The 21,624-nt window shown below is 41.6% G+C and carries 22 protein-coding genes; 15 read left to right on the forward strand and 7 right to left on the reverse strand.

Going from position 1 to position 21,624, the window contains the following annotated elements; genetic code table 11:
* Positions 1-4: 4 nt before the first annotated feature.
* The 6 genes from rpmF to DOE51_RS09525 form a co-directional block, all read right to left on the reverse strand.
* Positions 5-190, reverse strand: coding sequence for a 50S ribosomal protein L32 (rpmF, locus tag DOE51_RS09500; RefSeq protein WP_142696310.1), 186 nt, complete (start codon positions 188-190; stop codon positions 5-7).
* Positions 191-287: 97 nt separating this feature from the next.
* A complete protein-coding gene (locus tag DOE51_RS09505) occupies positions 288-842 on the reverse strand; it encodes a DUF177 domain-containing protein (protein WP_142696312.1) in 555 nt (184 codons plus the stop codon).
* A gap of 81 nt (positions 843-923) precedes the next feature.
* The gene (locus tag DOE51_RS09510) at positions 924-1,889 is read right to left on the reverse strand and encodes an ABC transporter substrate-binding protein (RefSeq protein ID WP_142696314.1); all 966 of its coding nucleotides are present in this window, start codon (positions 1,887-1,889) and stop codon (positions 924-926) included.
* Entirely contained in the window at positions 1,886-2,638 is a 753-nt protein-coding gene (locus DOE51_RS09515; protein WP_142696316.1) for an ABC transporter permease, read from the reverse strand. The genes DOE51_RS09510 and DOE51_RS09515 overlap by 4 nt, the downstream gene beginning before the upstream one ends.
* Positions 2,635-3,381 (reverse strand): ABC transporter ATP-binding protein, encoded by a 747-nt coding sequence (locus DOE51_RS09520; protein ID WP_246845527.1) that lies wholly within the window; start codon positions 3,379-3,381, stop codon positions 2,635-2,637. The genes DOE51_RS09515 and DOE51_RS09520 overlap by 4 nt, the downstream gene beginning before the upstream one ends.
* On the reverse strand, positions 3,382-3,996 hold the full coding sequence (locus tag DOE51_RS09525) for a TIGR02466 family protein (protein ID WP_142696318.1): 615 nt from the start codon (positions 3,994-3,996) through the stop codon (positions 3,382-3,384).
* A 279-nt stretch (positions 3,997-4,275) separates the two neighbouring features.
* Here DOE51_RS09525 and DOE51_RS09530 point away from each other — a divergent pair, with 279 nt between their 5' ends.
* On the forward strand, positions 4,276-4,593 hold the full coding sequence (locus DOE51_RS09530) for a hypothetical protein (protein WP_142696320.1): 318 nt from the start codon (positions 4,276-4,278) through the stop codon (positions 4,591-4,593).
* 57 nt (positions 4,594-4,650) lie between these two features.
* On the opposite strand, the gene DOE51_RS09535 is transcribed toward DOE51_RS09530, so the two are convergent.
* Entirely contained in the window at positions 4,651-5,118 is a 468-nt protein-coding gene (locus DOE51_RS09535; protein WP_246845528.1) for a tyrosine-type recombinase/integrase, read from the reverse strand.
* A gap of 627 nt (positions 5,119-5,745) precedes the next feature.
* On the opposite strand from DOE51_RS09535, the gene DOE51_RS09540 reads away from it, so the two are divergent.
* The 14 genes from DOE51_RS09540 (at position 5,746) to DOE51_RS09605 (ending at position 21,581) form a co-directional block, all read left to right on the forward strand.
* Positions 5,746-6,270, forward strand: coding sequence for a hypothetical protein (locus DOE51_RS09540; RefSeq protein WP_142696324.1), 525 nt, complete (start codon positions 5,746-5,748; stop codon positions 6,268-6,270).
* Entirely contained in the window at positions 6,267-8,015 is a 1,749-nt protein-coding gene (argS, locus tag DOE51_RS09545) for an arginine--tRNA ligase (RefSeq protein ID WP_142696326.1), read from the forward strand. The genes DOE51_RS09540 and argS overlap by 4 nt, the downstream gene beginning before the upstream one ends.
* 212 nt (positions 8,016-8,227) lie before the next feature.
* Entirely contained in the window at positions 8,228-9,358 is a 1,131-nt protein-coding gene (locus DOE51_RS09550) for a Glu/Leu/Phe/Val dehydrogenase (RefSeq protein WP_142696327.1), read from the forward strand.
* 170 nt (positions 9,359-9,528) lie between these two features.
* A complete protein-coding gene (locus DOE51_RS09555; protein ID WP_142696329.1) occupies positions 9,529-10,335 on the forward strand; it encodes a tetratricopeptide repeat protein in 807 nt (268 codons plus the stop codon).
* Between the two features lie 48 nt (positions 10,336-10,383).
* Positions 10,384-11,535: a PQQ-binding-like beta-propeller repeat protein gene (locus DOE51_RS09560; RefSeq protein ID WP_142696331.1), complete on the forward strand. Its 1,152-nt coding sequence runs from the start codon at positions 10,384-10,386 to the stop codon at positions 11,533-11,535.
* 15 nt (positions 11,536-11,550) lie between these two features.
* Positions 11,551-11,922 (forward strand): hypothetical protein, encoded by a 372-nt coding sequence (locus DOE51_RS09565; protein WP_142696333.1) that lies wholly within the window; start codon positions 11,551-11,553, stop codon positions 11,920-11,922.
* A 143-nt stretch (positions 11,923-12,065) separates the two neighbouring features.
* Complete coding sequence (locus DOE51_RS09570) at positions 12,066-14,420, forward strand: hypothetical protein (RefSeq protein ID WP_142696335.1); 2,355 nt, start codon at positions 12,066-12,068, stop codon at positions 14,418-14,420.
* Positions 14,399-16,180 (forward strand): hypothetical protein, encoded by a 1,782-nt coding sequence (locus tag DOE51_RS09575; protein WP_142696337.1) that lies wholly within the window; start codon positions 14,399-14,401, stop codon positions 16,178-16,180. Before DOE51_RS09570 ends, DOE51_RS09575 begins: the two co-directional genes overlap by 22 nt.
* 94 nt (positions 16,181-16,274) lie before the next feature.
* Positions 16,275-17,273 carry a hypothetical protein gene (locus DOE51_RS09580; RefSeq protein WP_142696339.1) on the forward strand — a complete coding sequence of 333 codons (999 nt, stop codon included), beginning with the start codon at positions 16,275-16,277 and terminating at the stop codon, positions 17,271-17,273.
* Between the two features lie 72 nt (positions 17,274-17,345).
* Positions 17,346-18,761: an MBOAT family protein gene (locus DOE51_RS09585; protein ID WP_142696341.1), complete on the forward strand. Its 1,416-nt coding sequence runs from the start codon at positions 17,346-17,348 to the stop codon at positions 18,759-18,761.
* 8 nt (positions 18,762-18,769) lie between these two features.
* Positions 18,770-19,144 carry a hypothetical protein gene (locus DOE51_RS09590; RefSeq protein WP_142696343.1) on the forward strand — a complete coding sequence of 125 codons (375 nt, stop codon included), beginning with the start codon at positions 18,770-18,772 and terminating at the stop codon, positions 19,142-19,144.
* Between the two features lie 185 nt (positions 19,145-19,329).
* Positions 19,330-19,770, forward strand: coding sequence for an SGNH/GDSL hydrolase family protein (locus DOE51_RS09595; RefSeq protein ID WP_142696346.1), 441 nt, complete (start codon positions 19,330-19,332; stop codon positions 19,768-19,770).
* 74 nt (positions 19,771-19,844) lie between these two features.
* The gene (locus tag DOE51_RS09600) at positions 19,845-20,222 is read left to right on the forward strand and encodes a hypothetical protein (protein ID WP_142696348.1); all 378 of its coding nucleotides are present in this window, start codon (positions 19,845-19,847) and stop codon (positions 20,220-20,222) included.
* 882 nt (positions 20,223-21,104) lie between these two features.
* Positions 21,105-21,581 carry a GNAT family N-acetyltransferase gene (locus tag DOE51_RS09605; protein WP_142696349.1) on the forward strand — a complete coding sequence of 159 codons (477 nt, stop codon included), beginning with the start codon at positions 21,105-21,107 and terminating at the stop codon, positions 21,579-21,581.
* The last annotated feature ends 43 nt before the right edge of the window (positions 21,582-21,624 follow it).

Below are 21,624 nucleotides of genomic sequence, written 5' to 3' on the forward strand. Positions count from 1 at the left end.
TTAATTATTTCGCTGCGCTGATTTGTTTGCCTTTGTAGTACAAGGCACCATCAGCACCTTTAGAAGCGCGGTGTGGGCGAACTAGTTCACCAGTTTTTTTCTCAACAGCTACTGCTGGAGCAGACAAACCGTCGTGTGAACGGCGCATATCACGTTTTGAACGAGATGTTTTCTTCTTAGGAGTTGGCATTTCTAACCTCTTTTAACGTACACTTCGACGAATCGAAGCTAATAATTTCAAATGGAAGATCGGTAATCTATCTAAACTACAACAAAAATCAAGATTTTTAATTGATCTTTATGTTCTTTAAAGCCGCAAACGGGTTTTGGGGTTTTTCAACCGGCATTTCCTCGTCGTAGCTAAAACTGCGTCCTTTCACAGGAATTTCGCAAATCGAGCAGTCGCCATCTTCATTCTCTGGGCCTGCTGGATTAAAAGGCGCGGCAAGAGCGACCACTTCATGCAAGTATTCACCCATATCGAAGTGTTGTCCCTCGTATTCCACTGATTCCGGACCGTTGTCAGGTAAGTCACTAACATGATTCACTTTTGAATACTTACCACCACGAGGTTGGCTCTGTTTTGGAATCAAGATTTCGTGGAATTTCTCATTCACAGGGAACGCGAAATCGATACCGCAACGTGAGCACTGTTCAGGAAGAGTGGTTTTAATAGTGCCAGTCAGCTCGAAATCACGCGACGTGATCGGTTTAATAAAGAACTCAGTAGAATATGTCGTCTTTCCAATAAGATCGGCTAAAACAGCATTTACTTCGCCTGTTTGGGTGTTCCAAGCAAACGAACGGCCTTCTTCTGGAATATCAGCAAGATTGATTTTCATAGGTATCTCCGAACGGAAGGTCAGTTCTATTCGATATGGGGCGGCAGGTCAAGAGTGAAATGCCCGAAAGGCCCCTCGCATCTAATAGGACAAAGCTTCAAACAGCTCTGAGGCCTTGGGTGTCGCTTTAATCAGTCCTAGGGACTTCAATTGCTCTGAAAGCTGCGCCCAGCGAGCTTCTGACATCGCCCCGAGTTTGGTATTTTTATCCAAAATCAGCGGTTTTTGAATTTCTGCCGCCGCTTTGAAGGTTTCAAGACTCAGGCTTTTATTCAGAGTCGCCATGTAGGCATTCGTACTATCAGGATTTTTTAAATAACTTTCCCACCCCTGAGCGATTGCCTTCAAAAGTTTTTGCACAAGGGGAGTCTGAGTTTTTAAAACGTCTTCACGAGTTGCGACAACAACAAGATAAGGATTAAAGCCTTCATCAGCGATCAAAAAACTTTGCACCTTCGCACCGGCTTTTTCTGCTGATAGAGGTTCCGTCGTCAGGAAACCTTGTTGCGAAAAGTTTTTGTCCTGTAGAAAGTTTGCGACACCGCCAAGATAAGGAACGACTTTCGCTTTAGGTTTACCGAATTTCTGCACCAAGAATTGATAATACGGAAGACCCGCTTGAATGGATAAAGTTCCGTCGTTCATCATCACGTCTTTGATGTTTTTAAAACCACGTTCTTTGTGTGACATAATGATATATGGCGAAGTTTGATAAACCGCGAACAAGGCTTTTACTTTGTTTTGCGATCCGTTTGGTGATTGGCGATCCTGCGACAAAATAATTTCATCAGCACTGACGATAGCAAAGTCGACTTTCTTGTTCGCGAGCATTTGCACCGTCGGTGTTCCTGAGCCACCTTGAATGATTTCAACGTCTAAGCCCTGGGCCTTAAAGTAACCTTCCAATTGTGCTGCATAAAAGCCCCCGAATTCAGGTTCTGCTTTCCAATTCAGTGCTAACTGTACTTTTTTAGGTGAATTTTCAATCGTTGTTGCGAAAGTTTGAATGCTTAACAAGGACGCTAAAATAAGAATGAAAGATTTCATAAATCACCTGTGACGTAAGGTCTTTTTGTGAGCAAAAAACGATTTATCAGATTTAAAATTCCGATAAGTACTAAGCCCAGCAATGAAAGTAACAGTAAACTTGCAAAGACAATGTCGACGCGTTGTTGAGTTCGTGCTGAATCAATCATGGCGCCTAGGCCACCACCTGCGACAAATTCACCAGCTACAGCGCCAATTAATGACAATCCAATTGCGATCTTAATACCTGAATAAATCGAAGCGTAGGCATTTGGCAGACGTAATTTGAACAGAATTTGCCACTTGTTTGCATGATAAACTTTGAAGAGATCCTTTTGTAAAGGACTGATATTTTCAAGGCCCGTCAGCGTATTTGCAATGATCGGAAAAACCGAAACCATGAAGCTTGAAGCAATCACAGTGGGTGAACCAAAGCCGAAATAAATCACCAATAACGGTGCAATCGCAATGATTGGCACTGTCTGAAAGAAGATCGCGAATGGCAGAATGGATTTCTTTAAAAGATCATTTAAAGAGAATGCAAACGAGATCAAAGAACCTAAGACGATGCTTAAAATAAGTCCCGCAATGGTATTTAATGTGGTTTCTTTTAATGCCGTGATGAAATCAGAATGCAATTCTTTAAAGCTTGCGATGATCTGAGATGGCGCTGGGATTAACGTCTGTGCGATCCAACCTTGACGCACTAAAATTTCCAGAGCGATGCAAATAACAATAAAGAAAATTACGGGCGGGATAAAACGTTTCATTGGTGAAACTCCGCCGTTAACGTTTTTAAAACTAGATTGAATGGTTCAGAAGTTCTTAGTTCAAGCGTTCTTTTTTTGGGAAGAGATAAGGTTTGATCGAATACTATTCCGCTTGGCGAGTTTAACATAATAACTCGTTCTGAAAGAAACGTGGCCTCTTGAAGTGAGTGAGTCACAAATACGATTGTCAGGTTTTCTGATTCCCACAATTCGCGTAGTTGTTGTTGCAAATCAAAGCGTGTGATTTCATCAAGCGAAGAAAAAGGTTCGTCTAGTAACAACAACTTTGGTTTTGTAACTAAGGCGCGCGCTAAGGCGACACGCATTTTCATGCCCCCGGAAAGTTGGTGCGGAAATAGTTCAGAAGCTGCTTCAAGTTTTACTTTCTTCAATGCTTCCAAGGCTTTTTGTTTTAAGCTCGAAGTGTCTTCTTGAGATTTTAATAATTCAAAAGGTAACAGAATATTTTCTAAGACAGTTTTCCAAGGAAGTAGATTTGCTTCTTGAAAGACCACCGATAAGTTCTTGGATTCCGTTTGAATTGTGCCACTTGAAGGAGTTTCTAGTCCCGCAATCAATCTTAAAAGAGTCGATTTGCCACAGCCCGAAGGTCCAAGGATAGTTGTGAAAGATCCTTCTGCGACCTCAAGATTCAAATCTACAAAAACTGATTTTTTTGAACCAGCTCCTTTAAAGTCTTTCGCAAGATTTTTGATTTGAATCGCAACCGCAGAAGACATCATTTAAACCCAGTCGTAATTAAAACTGATGCTAATGCGTTCATCGTTGGAATCGTTGCGCGGAACTTCGTGGCGCAACCAGCTTTCAAACAAAACTACATTTCCAGCTTGTGGCTGCAAAGAATAGAATCTTTGATTGTGATCTTTGGCATCGTGTTTTCGTGGAGGTGAAGCCATGAAAGCATCCAAGCGCGGATCTTCAAACTTAATTGCCGAAGAGTTTTTCGGTGTTTGTACATAATAAGTCCCGCTAATCACAGAAAGCGGATGTATGTGCATGCTGTGATGAACGTCGCTGGGCATGATGTTGATCCAGCATGAAGACATTTTTAATTCGCGCGGATCGATATCCATTTCCAGATGTTTTACGAATTTGCGAACATGCTTGTTGATGTCTTTTTCTAAAAGTTCGAATGTCGTTGAAACTTGGTGAAGTTGTGCGATCGAACCATAAGACGTGTAACCACCTTTATAGTTTTTCGCCGACCAAACTTGACCTTCTTCATCGATCTCAGAAAATTTCTTCGCTTCGACTTTGATCTCTTTATTCAACTGCACGAGTCCATTTGACTTCAATGGAGCATAATAAACGAATGTCGGGAACAACGTCTTAATCATTTAAAGTGTCCTATTCTGAGACAATTTAGCCCATATTTAAAAGCGCCGACTCTGTTCTCTGCATCGTTTTTGAACGACTTTAAGTGGCCGAAGTCTGCGGAAATAATGGCGTCTTTCGCAATTACAGTAGGGGTAAAAACGTCTCAAGACAAGAAATGATAGATACTTGTTAGACAGCTGTCGTCAGCATCATCAACAGGGCTCCGTGGGAAGCAATCTAAACGGGGAGCGGGTGGCACTCCCCTTGCTTTAGTAAAAGGCATTAACGAGGAGTGAATTATGAAAAAGCAATTACTTGTAACAGTTATCGCACTGGTTCCTGCTATGGGGTTTGCGAAGGTTTCTGACTTCAATGCGATGATCGCAGACAATATGAAGGAACAGAATCAACTTCACTCTGAAGTTAAAAACAACGTCATCGAAGCCCGCGATACAGCTCGCGAACGCATCGTAATCGTTGAAAATGAATCGGCTTCTTACAATGCTCCAACAAGAAAAGATCTTTTGGCATTTAAGAAAGAAAAGAAGAATTACGCTCCATCGCAAAAACAAGAGTTTGAGCGCTTGGCGAACGAAATCCATCTTTCAGACGAATAGTTTTCATCATTATATATAGACTTATTAAAAGGGCCTGATTGAGGGCCCTTTTTTCGTTTAAAGAATCAGTTTGCGCAATTCCTGCTGCGAATACACGTAATCCGCATAAACCATGGTATTGGCGATGTTTCGATGCCCCAGAGCCACCTGAACCAGGCGCAAATCTTTCGTCTTCTGATACAGCTCAATCGCAAAAGTATGTCTTAAAGAATGGAATTTTTTAGGGACCGGACGATACATCTCCCAGACCTGGTAAAGACGGTTGTAGGAAATATCGAAAAGCTTGGTTCCTGATTGCTGCTCTGCAAAACGATGAAGGCGCGCGAAAATGTCGGAATGGATCGGGATCTCGCGGTCGTTCGAGTTCTTCAAACCCCGGATAAAAATGCTTTCGTCATATGAATTCAGATCAGCTTTTTGAAGGTTTAAAACCTCTTGAGCGCGGGCGCCTGTTCGCAAAGCCACCCACATAATCAAACAATTGCGTGGATCCTTGTCTTGGAAATCCGTGAGAATTTTTCGCAAACGTTCTTGTTCCGGAGCGAGGAGATATTTGTTCTTGTTAAGAGAATACCGAGATGCCGTAGCCATTTACATATCATTCAAAAGTCTAGGGTGCTCTGGCAAGGTGGATTTGCGTAACGCATTGCATCCAAAGTGTTGATAGGTAAATTAATTCTGTTTAGTTGCGATGCGTTGATATATATTGCGCTGCATCACGCGGCAACACTGCAAAGTCACCACATATAAACATCAATAATATCATATATTTAGCACTAAAGCTTATGGCTATAAGCTTTAGTCTGATTTGAAAAAGGCCTTATCTGGGTACCCCTGGAAGGATTCTTCCGTGGTTTCAATGACTTAGCTTGACTCTCACTCGGGGTCTTTTAAAGTATATCTGTATTTCGCAACGTCTTTCAATGTAAAACACAATACTAATATTGTGAAATACAACGGTCTAGAGGGGGTTTTATGGGAACCATGGATTTAAGGTCTGGTCTGGGATTGGATGCAAAGACGCTTTCAAACGAGGGCTTTAAAGGGGATATCAGTCCTCAAGACTCTTCTTTTGAAATCGACGATCAAGCGGGGGCCCCTGAGGGGACTACCGACCCCCTCTTTTCTGAAAATGCCCGTTCAAAAACCTCCATGCGAATGCATTACGAAGCCCAAGTTGCGGTCATTCGTCGTCAAATGGGGGATTTGGAATCGGTTCGTTTGAACCTTGGTCTTTCACAAAGAAAAATGGCGCAACTTTTAATGGTCGATCCAAGCGCTTGGACTCGTTGGACAAGACAGGGCGATGAAGCTCCCCCGCATATTTGGCGCGCGCTTCAATGGTTTTCGGTTTTGCAGGAGAAAATTCCGGGTTTAACTCCCCAATATTTTATCAATCAAAGCCCGCAAGTTTTGCATCAAAAGGCTCTGCAGGAGTTGGATCAGGAACGCCAAAAAAGACGGGAAGAAATGGCTTCCTTGCATCAAAAAATTGAGCACGTTTCAAATGAGCGCGACGCGCTTCAAAAGGCTTTGCAGCTTGATTTGCAAAATGAACTGCACGGCGAAGTTGCAAAGCTCAAAAAAGACCTGAATTTTCATAAGAAGATGAGTATAGTCATTCTTTCTTTAAGTATTGCGTGGGCCGCTGTGCTCTTAGTTTGGAAATTTGCATGATAAAACACGACGTCATTCGCCTTTTAGCGACTCAAAAAATCTCTGCTGCCATCACAAAGATGGGTCAGTCACTTTCTGAAGAAGAAATTTATAAAGCATTGGTGGAACCACCAAATCCAGAGATGGGTGATCTTGCTTTCGGTTGTTTTACACTCGCAAAAGCGCTTAAAAAAGGTCCGCCGCAAATTTCTGGCGAAATCGCTCAAAATATCGAAACAGATACGCATTTAATTAAAGCGCAAGCTGCGGGTCCGTATTTGAATCTGACTTTCTCGCCTTTAGCATTTGGTGAAAAAGTCATTTCAACTGTTTTAGATGGTTCATACTTTAAGAAACAAATCTTAGAGAAATCACCGAAAACAATGATCGAGTATTCGCAACCAAATACTCACAAAGAACTTCACGTCGGCCACATGAGAAATCTGTGCCTTGGTGACGCTTTGGTTAGAATGCTTCGTTATTCAGGTCGTGAGATTATTTCTTCTACGTTCCCTGGCGATATGGGAACTCACGTTGCGAAGTGTTTGTGGTACATGAAAAAGCACAATCAAGAGCCACCTCCGTTGACTGGAAAAGGTGAATGGTTGGGGAGTATGTATTCGAAAGCCAATCTTCTTTTGGAAGATCAAAACGGCACACCTCAAGAAGATTTGAATCGCGCGGAATTGACCGAGATTCTGAAACAATTAGAAGCTGAAAAAGGTCCGTACTATGACCTTTGGAAAGAAACTCGCGAGTGGTCGATTGAGCTGATGAAGTCGGTCTATAAGTGGGCTGATGTTGAATTTGACGAATGGTATTTCGAATCAGAGATGGATGCTCCGTCTGCGGCATGGGTGAAACAACTTTATGCTGAAGGAAAACTAGAGAAATCAAATGGCGCTATCGGCTACAACTTAGAATCTGAAAATCTTGGTTTCTGTATGCTTTTAAAATCCGACGGCACGGGTTTGTATGCGACAAAAGATTTGTTGTTGGCAAAACACAAATTTGAAGACCGCCAAATTGAGAAATCAGTTTATGTCGTGGATATGCGTCAGGCATTGCACTTTAAACAAGTTTTCCGCGTGCTTGAAATCTTGGGCTTTGAGCAAGCGAAGAACTGCTATCACTTGCAATACAACTATGTGGAACTTCCAGATGGCGCGATGAGCTCGCGCAAAGGCAACATCGTTCCTTTGAATGATCTTGTTCGCAACATGGAAGCGCACGTTAAGACAGCTTACTTAGCTCGTTATGAAAACGAATGGTCACAAGACGATATTAATCTTGTGGCAAGCCAAGTTGCAAAAGGTGCAATCTTTTACGGTATGCTTCGCATAGATACAAATAAGAAGATCGTATTTGATATGAATGAATGGTTAAAACTAGACGGCGAGTCCGGCCCATTCATCCAATACTCACACGCTCGTATTTCTTCATTGGGTAGAAAATTTGCGCGCAATGCTGCACAGAAAATCGATTGGTCGTTGCTAACTCACGCAAGTGAAAAGCATTTGATGCAATCTTTGTCGGGCTTTAATACGGCTGTAGCGCAAGCTTCAGAAAACTTTAAACCTGCCGCTATCTGCACGTATTTGTATGAGTTGGCGAAGAAATTTAATGTCTTCTATCATGAGTGCCCAATCGGTATGGAAAAAGACCTTGCTGTGCGTGAAGCACGTTTGGCATTGGCTGAAGCTGTGGGTTTGACTCTGAAAAATGGTATGGCCGTTCTGGGTATGCCAGCTCCGGAAAAAATGTAATTAGCTTTTCGAAGTCTTCATCGAGGAGTTCCTCTTTGGTGAAGACTCTGTTTTATTTTGGTTTCCTACGCTGTCTTTTATCGCATCTTTTTAAGGCAATACTGCTGTGCTCCTAGTGCTGGGCGTAAGTGCTAGTCTTTTTACTCAAATCAAACCATGATCTCCTCGCAATAAATCAAAAATGCCTTGAATGAATCAAAATTGATTCAAGGATGAAGGAGTCTACTTTGGGAACTTTTGAAGTCATCTCTAAGCATGGTGATCATGAACAAGTCGTTTTCTGTAACGATCCACATGTTGGTTTGAAAGCCATCATCGCTATCCACAACACGGCACTAGGTCCGGCACTTGGTGGCACTCGTATGTGGAACTATAAAAATGAAGATGAAGCTTTGGTAGACGTTCTTCGTCTTTCTAAAGGTATGACTTATAAAGCGGCGGCTTCAGGTTTGAACTTGGGTGGCGGTAAAGCTGTTATCATCGGCGATCCTAAGACACAAAAATCTGAAGGTTTGTTCCGTGCTTTTGGTCAATTCGTAAACTCTTTGAATGGTAAATACATCACGGCTGAAGACGTTGGTACTTCGGTTCAAGATATGGAACACATCTACATGGAAACTCCTTGGGTGACTGGTATCCCTAAGGACTTCGGTGGTTCTGGTGATCCATCTCCGTACACTGCACACGGTGTTTTGATGGGTATTAAAGCGTCTGCTAAAGAGAAATTCGGTACAGACTCTTTGAAAGGTCTGCGCATCGCGGTTCAAGGTCTTGGTAACGTAGGTTCAAACCTTGTGAAATACTTGAAAGAAGAAGGCGCTGAAGTGATCGTTGCGGACATCGACATGGCTCGCACTAAAAAGATCTCTGAAACAATGGGTGCTAAAGCTGTTTCTTCTGACGAAATTCTTTTCCAAGAATGCGACATCTTGGCTCCATGTGCTTTGGGTGCGATCGTTAATGATCAAACTATCACGAAGTTCAAAACTAAAGTGATCGCTGGTGGCGCGAATAACGTATTGGCTGAAGCTCGTCACGGGGATCAATTGAAAGAATTGGGCATTTTGTACGCTCCAGATTACGTGATCAATGCCGGTGGTTTGATGAACGTATTCGTTGAACTTGAAGGTTACTCTCCAGACCGTGCGTTTGAAAAAACAAAACGCGTTTATGACAATATCCTTAAAGTTTACGAAATCGCAAAACGCGACAATATCGGTACGCACACAGCGGCAGACCGCTTGGCTGAAGAGCGTATCAACACAATTGGTCGCTTGAAACAACGCCATCCAGGTAAGTCTTCACGTGCATTTACAACATTGCGTGAAGTTCACAACCGCTAGTCGTTTTCATAGCGAAAAAGTAATAAAAAAGGCTGGCTTCGTGCTGGCCTTTTTTATTTATAAACTCAGTGCGTAATATCTCTGGTTTCGTGAGGCGCTTTCTTGACTAAGGTCGGCGCAGTAAAGAACAATTGTCGCTTGTAAGTATTTATTAACAGCGAGGAATTATCTTGAGCACGAAACTTTCTAAAGAAGATTTGAAATCACCAGATCAGGTCACAAAAACTTTGCGCGAAGGCTTTGTTTGGACAACAACGCATTCAAAACTAGTTGTTGGCGCAATTGCTATCTTCGTTGTTATCGGTGGTGGCATCTCTATCAGCGGTTATCTTTCAGAGAAAAAAGAAACTGAAGTTCAAGAGAAATACTTCCTTGTTGAAAAAGCCTACAACGATAAAAAACGTGGTTTTGAAGAAGCTTCTCGTGCAGAGATGATGGCGGCTCAATCTAAAGATAAAAAAGTTCCAGCTGTTGATCCTTCTAAAAAAGCAACTGGCGATCTACAAAAAGACTACGGCACTGTAGTTCCTGGCTTTGAAGCTTTGATCAACGATGGTCCTAAGACAAAAGCTGCTCAAATGGCCGCTTTGAATCTAAGCGCGATCTACATCGAATACAAAAAACCTGAAGAAGCTTTGGCGACTTTGCAAAAAGTTGAAAAAGGTTTGAATAAGTCAGATGCAACAAGTGCTTTGATCCTTCTGCAAACAGGTAACGTTCAAGCTGATAAAGGTGATTGCAAAGCCGCAGTTGATTCTTACCAAAAGATCGCTGATTCAAAAGCTTTCCAATTTGCTCACGATGAAGCGAAACTTCGTATGGGTCTATGCTATGAAGCAATGAATGACTCTGCAAAAGCAGAACAACTTTACACAGAAGTAGCGAAGAAAGAAAATTCAGAAGCGCCTACGGATGTTGCGGCTGTTCGTGAAGCTAGCAAATATCTTCGTTTGTTGAAGGCTAAAAAGAGCCTTTAGTTTGTCTTAAAGCCCTGGCACTTAGAGCTGGGGCAGAAGAAGGTATGAATGAAAATTCAAACTCTTTGGCCTTTGTTGTTAACTTTAGTCGGGTGCTCTTCATTTAACTCCACAATGGAGAACTGGAGCTCTCGCAATAATAAAAGAACCTTTGAAGTGAAAACGGCATGGGTTCGTTCTACAACTGAAAAAGAAAATCTTGGTTTCCGTAAGATCAACCGTATGACACCACTTTTGGTGGGCGACCTTGTGATTCAAGGTAACGGTCTTGATGGTATCTCTGCTTACAGTCGTGATAACGGTGATTTGAAATGGCGTTTGCCAGTTGTTAATGGTGTTGAACCAAGCGCAACGATCATTCGTGATCGTTTGTTCTTTGGTGCAAGCGATGGCAACTTCTATTCCGTTGAAGCCAGCACAGGTCGCGTGCAGTGGACTTTCCCTACGAAAACAGAAAACTTGTCAGAGCCCCTTCTTGATGAAGGTGTCGTTTACTTCTTGTCTGGCAGTAACGTGTTTTACGCTTTGGATGCAGCAACTGGCAAACAGTTGTGGTTGTATTCACGTCAGGACACTTCGCAGTTCTCTATTCGTGGCGGCAGCAAAGCGGCGCTTAAAGATGGCAACCTTTACGTAGGTTTCTCGGACGGTTCTTTGGTCGCGCTGAATGCGAAGACGGGGAATGTGGTCTGGGAATTACAACTGAATCGCAACAAACGCTTCCGTGATATCGATGCGACTCCGGTGGTTGATGGTGATTTGATTTATATCTCTGGTTATGACGACAAGCTTTACTGCGTTTCCGCGGCTAAAGGTGAAGTTGTATGGCGTATTGATGGCGGTGGTTACAGTGGCGTCACTTTATTTGGGGATAAACTTTTCTACCCTACAAGTACTGGCGAAGTTCAGGCCTTAGCGAAAGCGAATGGCGAAAAGCTTTGGTCGTACAAGTTAAAAGAAGGCATTCCGACTCAAATTAAAGTCTTTAAAGGCATTGTGACTTTCGGTGAATCGCAAGGTCGCTTGGTGTTCCTTGATATGAATACAGGTAAAGCACTTGGCGAAATGGAACCTGGTCGCGGTATTCTTTCTTCTCCCCAAGTGGATGAGAAAAACAATCGTGTGTACTTTATTTCCGGCGAAGCGAATCTTTATTCGATCAACGCTGGCTGGGTTAAAAAAGACTATTTCATCGAGTAGCAGGAGCAGGACAACATGAAACTTCTTTCTTTAATGCTTGCGATGGGTTTTGCTTTAACAGCTTGTTCGCATGCAAATTGTGGCGAAAACAAACGTGAAAATAAATCAGGAGCGGCGATCGTGGAAAAAACATCTTCTGCAGACCGTGTGAAAGTTCACAAACCAGATGGTTCTCTTCAATGTGGTCAGGGTAAAAAAATCTCTGTCTCAGATATGGAGAAAGACCTGAAAGGTATTAAGGTTTATTCGAGCGAAAATAAAAATGACGGCATGATGAGAATTCAGCTTTGCGGAACTCCGACTGGATTTTCAAACGTCTATGAAATTGATCGTAAAGATCTAGATGCCGCTTTGAAACTTGGTTTTAAAGAATGGACTGCTGAATAGTCTCACTCTGAGACGTCTGATCTGTTGCCACCAGAGTAACAAATCACGCAATAGGGCCTTTCTCACTCTGAGAAAAGGCCTTTTTTCAATCACTTATCGCTGTTCCCACGTTTTGCATAGTTAAGTATCTGAGGTGATTTACTATGCGAAAGATCTATACTCTGTTAATTGCTTTTCTAATTGCTACTGGTGGGGGAGCCGTCCCTTACGCTCATGCAGGTCTAACTGCCGAGCACCAGCAACAACTAAATAAGCTAAATTACCTTTTGGCTGTCGATCGTTTGGATTTCTATTCTGATGGTCTTGCTGACTATTTGATGGAACATAATCAAGCCAAAGCAGCTGAGGCTATTCGTCAGATTCGCCCTGAAGAATACACAGCTAAAAATTTCTCTACTCAAGATTTGAATAATACAGAGAAATGGAATGAGTTGATCTTGATCACTCTTCAAGAAAAGTTTCCTGAATTCAAAAACCTGACTTTAAAAGATATTGAGTGGAACTATAACTTCTTCCGCAAGAAATTGATGGAAGGTTTCAAAGCTGACGAAATCACTTTGAAAAAAGAAGCGTCTGTTTCAGACGTGAATGCTCATGAAATTAAATATGCAAAACGTTCTATTCCAAATGTAGATGGCAAAGCGATCCTTTTGGATTCTGAGCGCTATATTTCTGAAAAAACGACTCGCGCCTTGTTCTGGGATGCAGCTTTAACTGGCAAAGCAATTGAATTCCACTTGGGTACAGAGCGTGACTTCCGCCAACGCATTTCACAAGAAGACCGCGAAGTGGTTGCTGAAGTTAAAACTCGCGCCGCTAATTATAATAAAATGTACCTAGTCTTTGATCCGCGCACGAAAGAATATTCTTACGCAATGACACGTATTTCTGGTGATGACCGCGTGAAACATTTGATCGCGCAACTGCGTATCTTGAAATACGAATCTAAAGTGCCTTTAAAAGATGATTTCGTTCGTGTGTATGGTAACGCCAACCAAGTTCACCGTGATCAAGAGGCGCGTCTTTTAGAGATGTTTAAAACGCTTCCAAAAGCTGACGTCGTGGTTATTGGTCAGAAATCTGCGATCGCTAACGTGATCACAATGGCTGGTATGATGGCGCAACTTCAACCAAACACTGCGGCATCAGTAGATGTTGGTAACGAAAAAGCTCCAATCACGAAATTAAGCCAAGCCGTTAAAGAGTCCGGCAGCTATTTCTCTGTCACGACAAAGGCTTCTGTTGTTAAAACTGAATTCGAAAAAATGACGAACCCATTGGCTGGCAATTATGAAGTTTATACTTCTGAACAACCAAGCCATGACGTTTCAGACGTTCTTCTTGAAACCAAAGACGGCCGCATCGTGCGCTGGAGATTTATCTCTAACATGTGGGGAGATGAAGTTGTTCCAGTGGCTCGTGCACTTCGCAATTCAGGCCATGAAAAAGTGGTTTATATCGGTACAGCAGGTGGCTTGATCGGTAAAGGTTTGAAAGTGGGCGACGTTGTGGCTCCATCTAAAACTTATACTCAAGCGGGTAAATTGCTAGACCTTGAAGCTCCGACTTACGGTAAGGATTTCGTAAAAACGGGTATGACTTTGGGACAAGTGACTTCGCCGTTCGATGAAACAAAAACTTGGTTCAATAAATGGCAACCAAAGATCGATCTTGTTGAGCTTGAGACTGGTTATTTGAAAGAAAACTTGGGTCCTCGCGTAAGTTTCCAACCTTACTTGTTGGTGTCTGACGTTGTAGGTTCTGAGCACGAGTCGTTGGCGGTTGCTGCGGCTGATTCAGGTAAACGTAAAAATGGCCAATTGAAACTTCTTGAAAGCTTGTTCATTCAAAATGGAATCAAAGCTCCTGTGGGCAATGTTGATATGATCTCTGCAGAGCGTGCGGTTCAAGAAATGTATCATAAAATTGATACTCTAAGACCTTCTCGCGACGTGACTTCTAAAGCGCAATTGACTCAGTTGGCTCTTCGTAAGGGTTTGAAAACAGATGCAGAGTTAGAAGCGTTAATTAAAGCGGAACCGGCATTTGATCGCCAATTATTGATGGATAAACTTGAAAAGTTCTCGGGTGCGACAGATTTGCTTTCTAAGAAATTCGTGAAAGTGAACTTCGCGATCACAGGTTCTGATGAGTTATTAAATGGAACTTGGAATCCTAAGAAGACATTAGAATTAAAATTGATGATCGGAACAATGACAGCGGCTGATGCGAAACAAGTTTACGCAAAAGAACTCGCACAAATTGCAGCAGCCATGGGTAAAGATTTGAAACTTGAGATCCAGGACTATGATGTTGAAAAGACTCGCTCTGCGATTCAGTTCAACTCGGAAAGCAAACGTGTCTTGGCCGCTTTGTACGAAAATAAGATTTTGAAAAAACTAGGTTTAACTAAAGAAATCGATAAAAACGGTGGCGTTCGTTTCCGCGAAATCACTGAAACTTCTGGAGGTATGAGATGCGAAGCCGTACTTTTGTAAAAAGAACGATGCCATGTTTGGCAGTGATCCTTGCGGTTAGCATGACGGCGCCAGTGGCGCACGCTGGAATCCTTGATACAGCGAAAGCCGTTGCTTCGGCGATGTTTAAAAAGCCAGCGACTGCGCAACAAACGCAAGAAGCTTCGACTACTGTAGAAATGAAATCAACAGCGGCCGTTGAGGTTTCAGCGGATGCTGCTGCGGTTGAAACTGTTCAGGCACCTTCTCGTAGTGAATTAACAAAGAAGGCTCTTGAGAATTTAAAAAATCAAATCAATAACTCTTATAAAAACGTATCGTCTGGTGCGTCCGACCTTTCGCGTCTTCGTGGTGCTGCGCAAATGAATTTGGAAATCGTAAGTTCTTTGCCGGGCGGCCAGGATTCTATGATTGTTCCTTCATATACAGAAAACAACGTGATCTTCACTTTGCGTGTGACTGAAAAAGGCTTGGCTCATCCTGAGCTTTTGATCAGAAATGTTTCGACTTTGGCGATGCTCACTCATATGGTTGGCGTAGGCTATCCATCAAGCCAAGCTGAAATGGCAGCTCACAGTGCATTTATTCGTACTCTTGAATCACCACACTCTTGGGTTGAGACTTATATGAATGCGGCTGAAGGCAGTATTGTTTCTAAAGCGCGTTTAAAAAATATTGAATTAAAAATCTTAAGTTCAAATGGCGTTGCGGGCGCTGTTGCACAAATGCTGTCTGGCGGTTCAACGATCGACAATGCGGCGGCACAAGTTCAAGAAGAGATCGCAAAGCTGACTCAAGAAACTGCTGAGTTGAATGAAAAAGCTGCGAAGTACGAGCGCCAACAAGAGAAAGCTTTAGATAAATGGCGTTCTGAGACAGGCGCTTTGGAAAAATACGAAGCCGCTGCTTTAAAATTAGATGATCTTCTTTTGCGCAATGACCGTAAAGGCGTTCGCGATATGCTTGAAGCTTATCTTCCTTGGCAAATCATGGAGCCGATGGAATACAAAGCTTGGAAAAACTGGTTAGAAGCGATCGAGCATCCTGATTTAACAAAACAAACAGTGGCGTTCCGTGGTCTTGATTATAAAACGGATAAAATCCAACGTGAAATGACTGCAAAAGGCGAGAAATTCGCATTCATGTCGACGGTCTTGACGAAAAACCAAGGTAGTTACACACGTCGTTTGCGCTCTCTTTCAACGAATCGTTTGAAAAACGGTGACGATGGTCAAGCGGGCTTTGGTGAAAAGGTTGTGAACGTAAAAATCACGGACCAATTTACAGCTCATGCGCGTGATCCGAAAGCCTCTTCATTCTTGTCATTCACTTTCGACCCAAGCGTTGCAAATCGCTTCTTGGGTGGCGAGGTCATGAAGAAAGTGAAAGGCGTTGACACGAAAGTTCCAGGTGGCGGCATGCTGGTGGTAAAAATGGATTCACGTCGTTTGATTCCAAATGTTAGCTCAATGTATGCGAACGAGATCGAATTGTTAGCTCCGCTTGTTGTATTCCCGGATGAAGTCGTCGCTTACCATGAAGGTTCATTCAGAGAAATGGTTGACGGCAAAGACGGTTCAACTCGCTTTAAAGAGTTCATCGCAGATATCAGCACAAAAACGGGTGTTGATTTCACGAAGTGGAATTCTTGGAATCCAGATGGCAGCAGCCAGATCATCATTGGCCAACAAAAAGAAGCCTTTAAAAAGGACGGCCTTCTGTTCATGAAGGACCTCTCTGAACAAGCGGTGAATGCTCCGTTCTGTTCGAAAATCTTCTAATTTATCTATGGCGCCGGTGTGACACGCCGGCGCTTCTACTCGACAACAGCCTGCTCAGGGGTTATTTTGCCTAAATGTTGGGAAATTTCCGTCTGTGAGTTCTGGTAGATCTCTTGTCATTTTCTTTAGTATGGTGGTTCTCTTTTTAGGAGCTATTGTCGGCTTCAATTTTTCCGTTGATCCACTTTGCAGCTATTGTGAAAACATCTCTTTAAGTCATAAAACTTTGAATCGTCGTTATCAACTTGCACAAATTGTATTGAATCACCCAGATGCTCAACAGATTATTGTGGGATCATCAAGAGGTGAGACGACCTCTCCGCAGTGGATGACCGAGAGAACCGGTTTAAAGACTCTGAATCTTTCATTTCCTGCTGCAGGTGTCGTAACTAAAGAAACAATGATCCGCTTCGCATTAGCCCATGCGCAAATTAAGAAAGTGATCTGGTATGCAGACTACTTTGAGCTTATCGACATTGTGGCCGACAATGAAACATTTCAAACCAAGGCACTTGTTCCTTTTAGCGAAGATGTTTTTGGGAAGAATAGCTCAGCAACGGTCGACTTCTTTAGTCGCGCAACCAAGCTTCTAGATCGCAACACTTTTGAAGCTTCTTTTAGAAAGTTTAAATCTTCAAATATCAAAAGTGATGATCTTGGGGCAGGATCAGATCTCGATATTGCCAAATGCTCTTCAGAGAATTTTAAATTTCCAGAAAGTCGTGCTGGTTTAAAAACGGATATTGAAGTTTTCTTCGATAACTATGTTCATGGAATCATTGATCGACCACAAACGCAAAGTGCCTATCGCTCTTTTGAGGCTTTTATGAAGGAATTGCGTTCGAAGGGCATTGATGTTGAAGTTGTTATCCTGCCATATCATTCGATCTTTCGAAGCCGCCTAGAATCTGAGTATCCGACGATCTATAAAAATCATATGATGTGGATTGAGCGAATAAACAAGCTTCAAGAGGAAGTTGGGATAGAGGTTCTGAACCGATTTGATGGTCCTAAAGGGGACGATCAGAGTTTGAAGTATTGGAAGGATGGGGTTCATTTAACCTGCAAAGGTGCGATGGATTTGTATCGCTAATATGTGTCAAAGTCAGTGCAACTAAGTCGTAATTTGTAGACTCCTACGGGCACCTAAGATAGTGATTTAACCATGCTTTTTAATTCTTATATTTTCATCTTCGGTTTTTTGCCTATCACTCTATTAGGCTATTATCTCATCCGCCATAAGTTTTATCAGCAGTGTTTTCTTTTGCTGTCTAGCGTGGTCTTTTATTGCTATTGGAGCACGACATACGTATTCCTGTTGTTCTTCACGGTTATTTTGGATTTCTATATAGCACGGGCGATTGCCCACGCTAAGACACAACAACTGCGCAAAACTTATCTTCTTATCTCAGTCGTTGCGAACTTAACGATTTTAGGGTTTTTCAAGTACTACAATTTCTTTGCTGATTCTCTGGATGGTCTAGCTATATTGATCGGGGCAGGGCAGAGACCTCTTCCAGCTTTGAATCTAATTCTGCCAATCGGTATTTCTTTTTATACGTTCCAGTCGATGTGTTATGTGATCGACGTGTATCGTAGAACTTCGGATGCTCACGCGAATCTTTTGTCATTCGCTGGCTACGTAACATTGTTTCCGCACCAAATTTCTGGTCCGTTAGTTCGTCACAATAAAATCATCCCACAACTTGAAAGCGAATCGACGTACAAATTTCACGCGGATAACTTCTGGCGCGGATGTTATTTCTTTATTTTTGGTCTTTCTAAAAAAATGTTGATCGCAGATCTTATCGCTGCGGCAGTTGACCCTTTAGTTCACAATATGCAGAGTGCTTCAAATCTAGAAGCTATTCTTGCGATGTTTGGATATACGTTCCAACTTTATTTCGACTTTAGTGGTTACTCAGATATGGCTGTGGGTTTGGGTTTAATGATGAACATTCAATTCCCACAGAACTTTAACTCTCCGTACAAGTCATTATCGATCACTGAATTCTGGCAACGTTGGCACATCAGTCTTTCTTCATGGTTAAGGGATTATCTTTACATTTCTCTTGGTGGAAATCGCGAAGGCAAAATTAGAACTTACAGAAACCTCTTATTAACGATGGCAATCGGCGGTCTATGGCATGGCGCTAATTGGACATACGTTTTTTGGGGCGTATTCCATGGTTTTTTCCTAGCTATTGAAAGATTTTTTAAAGATCGCAATTGGAATATCATTCGTAGCAAGTATATCAGCGGATTCTTAACGTTTATGCTGGTAAATATAGGCTGGGTATTCTTCAGATCGCCAGATTTTAAAGTGGCGACTTTGTGGCTTAAGAAAACCTTCTTATTTACATCAGAGCATTCTTGGACGATCTATCACATCGCTTTGAAACATAAGGATCGTTTCTTAATAGCTTTAGGTCTTGGTATTATCATGGCCTTTTTCTGTAGAAATACTTGGGAAATCAAATTCAAACCTTCATTTAAGAATGCCTTTATCTTAGCTCTATTATTCGTGATTTGTCTCACTTACATGGGTGAAGAGTCGCCATTCTTATATTTCCAATTCTAGGAGTGAGCATGCCTTACAAAAGAAATATTCTTTTAGGAGCCGCCCTTGCGATTGTTTTTCTTTGTGGTATCGCTGTCTTTAATTATTCAGTCGATCCTTTATGTTATTACTGCAAAGAGATCAGTACGAATCGCTCTACCTTAAATCGCTATTATCAAGTGGCACAGATGATCGAGATGAATCCGGATACTGAGCAAGTTATCTTAGGATCGTCTCGTGGCGAAACAACATCGCCACTATGGGTGCAGAAACAATCGAATTTAAAGACGTTAAATTTATCTGCGGCGGGTTCGGAATTCATTACTAAAAAAGCGTTCATTGATCTTGCTTTAGAAAAAACTAAAATACGCGAGTTATTTGGTTCGCGGATTATTTCGAATTAATTACATCGAATGCAGATACAAAAATTAAGAATACCCAAGTCTTTAAAAAATACGTTGGCAATCTTCTTCAAGATCAGGGTTTAAAAGCCAAACTTACTGAGGCCCAACAACTTATCGATCATAATACAACAGAAGCATCATTTGCTGCCCTTAAGCAAGGTCCAGCATCGGGTCTCGGGCAGGGTGTGGGTGCAGATATCGACTACTCTGTTTGCGCGAGTTCCGAATTCAAGGGTAAAGAAACAGAATCCAGTCTTCGCAGCCAAGTTGATCTTCTTTATGAATCTTATGTGAATGGATCAATTAAGCCGCCACAGAATCCCGAGGCTCTGGCTAACTTTCAGACTTTGATTCAGCGGCTACAAGAACGTCATGTTGAAGTTCTGATTGTAGTTCCACCATATCATCCGACATTCATGAGTCGTCTTAAGTCAGAGCATCCTGAGATTTATGAAGGGCATTTGAAGTGGATTTCTAATATTGAAAAACTTCAAGGTCCTGGCGTAATCGTGAAAAATTACTTCTCTGGAATTTCTCAGGACGATGGTTCACCTTCATACTGGAACGACGGTGTGCATTTCACCTGCAAAGGTGTGATTGCAATGTTGGAATCATCTCTCAAATAACATATCGAGACTGGTTGCGATCTTTCTTAAAATATCCCTAAGGGATTTAAATCCCTTTTTTAAAGGAGAATTTTATGAAAATGCTCGCAGCTTTTTTATTTGTGAATCTTTTGGCTTTGCCAGGCTTTGCTTTAGAGCGAGTTAACGTCTATCCAAATCATGAAATCGGCTATCTAAGCCTTGAATTTGGTGAAGTTCCAGTAGGTCAAACTGTGATGCTTGAAGTGGGTATCAATGCGCCGGCGAATAAAGATCTTAATATCAACTCTATAACAATCGCAGGTGAGACTTATCAGGCTGAAACAAATTGCGGTGATACTGTTTCTGCTGGGAAATTCTGTGTGATTGACGTCTATTTCACGCCGACATCTGTTGATGAATTCTATGGTGAATTAGGCATTAAAACGAGCGAAGGAAATCTAATTCTGAAGCTTTATGGCTATGGAAAATAAACGGGGAGACAAGGGGAGTTGCACTCACCCGCTTCCCCTTGCCTTTTGCGATCTGCCTCTTAATGCGACATATAGGCGAAGGACTAGTGTCTGGCGTGGTTGAAAATATGATTTTAAATGATCGCTTAAATCGATATTTAGGAATCAATTTTAAAGCTTAAAATTGTGCACGAATTATTATCTGAAAGTTTTTAGTTATATATTTTGAAAATGATTTTTCAAAATTATTAATCTGCGCGATTTTAATTTCTAATTTGTTGAATCTAAATTTTGTTTCAAACTCGATGACGTATTCAGATCAATTTCAAATACTGAATCAAATTGAGTTTCTTAAATTCGGCCAGAAAATATCTCAATTTAAACGATCTAAAATTAGCCCAAAAAATACATCAAAAGAACCACCTAAAAAGCTACCTTTTTGATACTTAAATGATATCGATTTTAAAAGACCAAATTTAAACTTCGCTTTAAGCATCGAAAACCTAGGTTATTTGATGGTCCCGAAATCTCGAATTTTAGAACCTCAAAAGAAGCATCAAAAAGGTAGGCTTTAAGATGGTCTATTTAAAGAGTTCAACTCAAGGCTTGCCAAAAACAAGGTTCACCCATGGTTTAAGACAGGGTTTTTCATCGTTAATTTGAACTAAGATAGTCGGGCGCGAAATCAGATCAGCTCGAATGCGTGTGTGAAGTCTAGGAACTCATAAACAGCTTCAATTTGATACAAAAACCCAGCAATATTAACGTGTTATCGGCCTATATTTGAAACCACATCCATACTCATTGTTACATAATATAACTTATCAGAAGTATTTACATCCCAGTTCCCGGGTTTAAAACGGCCTTTGATTTCAACCTCTTTGCTGCTTTAATTTTAGGTTTATGAAGATCAAAGATTTGAATCCCGACATTCTCGAACAGCTGGTTGAATTGGAATGTAATAATATTCTTCCTATCTTGGCTAGCGTTGGTTTGAATTTAACTCCACAGCATATGCGTGATCAATTGGAGTTCTTCAAAGAATCTAATGTCGTTATCAGCCAAAGCTCGAATCATGTTGATGGTTTTGCGATGTATGAAATTAATAATTCCGAAGTCACTGTTATTAGTTTCAATCTTAAGAAGTTTAACGATCTGCGAATTCTATCAACTCTTTTAGATGCGATCTTTCAACATCTTAAAGATACCCCGATTGAGACAATTAAAAGTCACGCCCATCACACCAATACTAAATCTTTAAATTTTCATCGTCGCATGGGATTTAAAGAAGTGGAAAATACTCAGCATCATATCGTATTTGAAATCAGCAAAAATGATCTACTCAGTACGATTGCAAAACGGGTCAAAAAGCCCAACTAAAAAAAAGAGGGAGCGTGCACTCCCCTTTTCATTTTTAATTCCT

Source organism: Bdellovibrio sp. NC01, from assembly GCF_006874625.1.
Classification (GTDB): domain Bacteria; phylum Bdellovibrionota; class Bdellovibrionia; order Bdellovibrionales; family Bdellovibrionaceae; genus Bdellovibrio.

Excerpts from the sequence above, each read along its gene's own strand:
- rpmF (WP_142696310.1), bottom strand. The coding sequence starts at position 190 with ATGCCAACTCCTAAGAAGAAAACATCTCGTTCAAAACGTGATATGCGC.
- DOE51_RS09505 (WP_142696312.1), bottom strand. The coding sequence starts at position 842 with ATGAAAATCAATCTTGCTGATATTCCAGAAGAAGGCCGTTCGTTTGCT.
- DOE51_RS09510 (WP_142696314.1), bottom strand. The coding sequence starts at position 1,889 with ATGAAATCTTTCATTCTTATTTTAGCGTCCTTGTTAAGCATTCAAACT.
- DOE51_RS09515 (WP_142696316.1), bottom strand. The coding sequence starts at position 2,638 with ATGAAACGTTTTATCCCGCCCGTAATTTTCTTTATTGTTATTTGCATC.
- DOE51_RS09520 (WP_246845527.1), bottom strand. The coding sequence starts at position 3,381 with ATGATGTCTTCTGCGGTTGCGATTCAAATCAAAAATCTTGCGAAAGAC.
- DOE51_RS09525 (WP_142696318.1), bottom strand. The coding sequence starts at position 3,996 with ATGATTAAGACGTTGTTCCCGACATTCGTTTATTATGCTCCATTGAAG.
- DOE51_RS09530 (WP_142696320.1), top strand. The coding sequence starts at position 4,276 with ATGAAAAAGCAATTACTTGTAACAGTTATCGCACTGGTTCCTGCTATG.
- DOE51_RS09540 (WP_142696324.1), top strand. The coding sequence starts at position 5,746 with ATGCGAATGCATTACGAAGCCCAAGTTGCGGTCATTCGTCGTCAAATG.
- argS (WP_142696326.1), top strand. The coding sequence starts at position 6,267 with ATGATAAAACACGACGTCATTCGCCTTTTAGCGACTCAAAAAATCTCT.
- DOE51_RS09550 (WP_142696327.1), top strand. The coding sequence starts at position 8,228 with ATGAAGGAGTCTACTTTGGGAACTTTTGAAGTCATCTCTAAGCATGGT.
- DOE51_RS09560 (WP_142696331.1), top strand. The coding sequence starts at position 10,384 with ATGAAAATTCAAACTCTTTGGCCTTTGTTGTTAACTTTAGTCGGGTGC.
- DOE51_RS09565 (WP_142696333.1), top strand. The coding sequence starts at position 11,551 with ATGAAACTTCTTTCTTTAATGCTTGCGATGGGTTTTGCTTTAACAGCT.
- DOE51_RS09570 (WP_142696335.1), top strand. The coding sequence starts at position 12,066 with ATGCGAAAGATCTATACTCTGTTAATTGCTTTTCTAATTGCTACTGGT.
- DOE51_RS09575 (WP_142696337.1), top strand. The coding sequence starts at position 14,399 with ATGCGAAGCCGTACTTTTGTAAAAAGAACGATGCCATGTTTGGCAGTG.
- DOE51_RS09585 (WP_142696341.1), top strand. The coding sequence starts at position 17,346 with ATGCTTTTTAATTCTTATATTTTCATCTTCGGTTTTTTGCCTATCACT.
- DOE51_RS09590 (WP_142696343.1), top strand. The coding sequence starts at position 18,770 with ATGCCTTACAAAAGAAATATTCTTTTAGGAGCCGCCCTTGCGATTGTT.
- DOE51_RS09600 (WP_142696348.1), top strand. The coding sequence starts at position 19,845 with ATGAAAATGCTCGCAGCTTTTTTATTTGTGAATCTTTTGGCTTTGCCA.
- DOE51_RS09605 (WP_142696349.1), top strand. The coding sequence starts at position 21,105 with ATGAAGATCAAAGATTTGAATCCCGACATTCTCGAACAGCTGGTTGAA.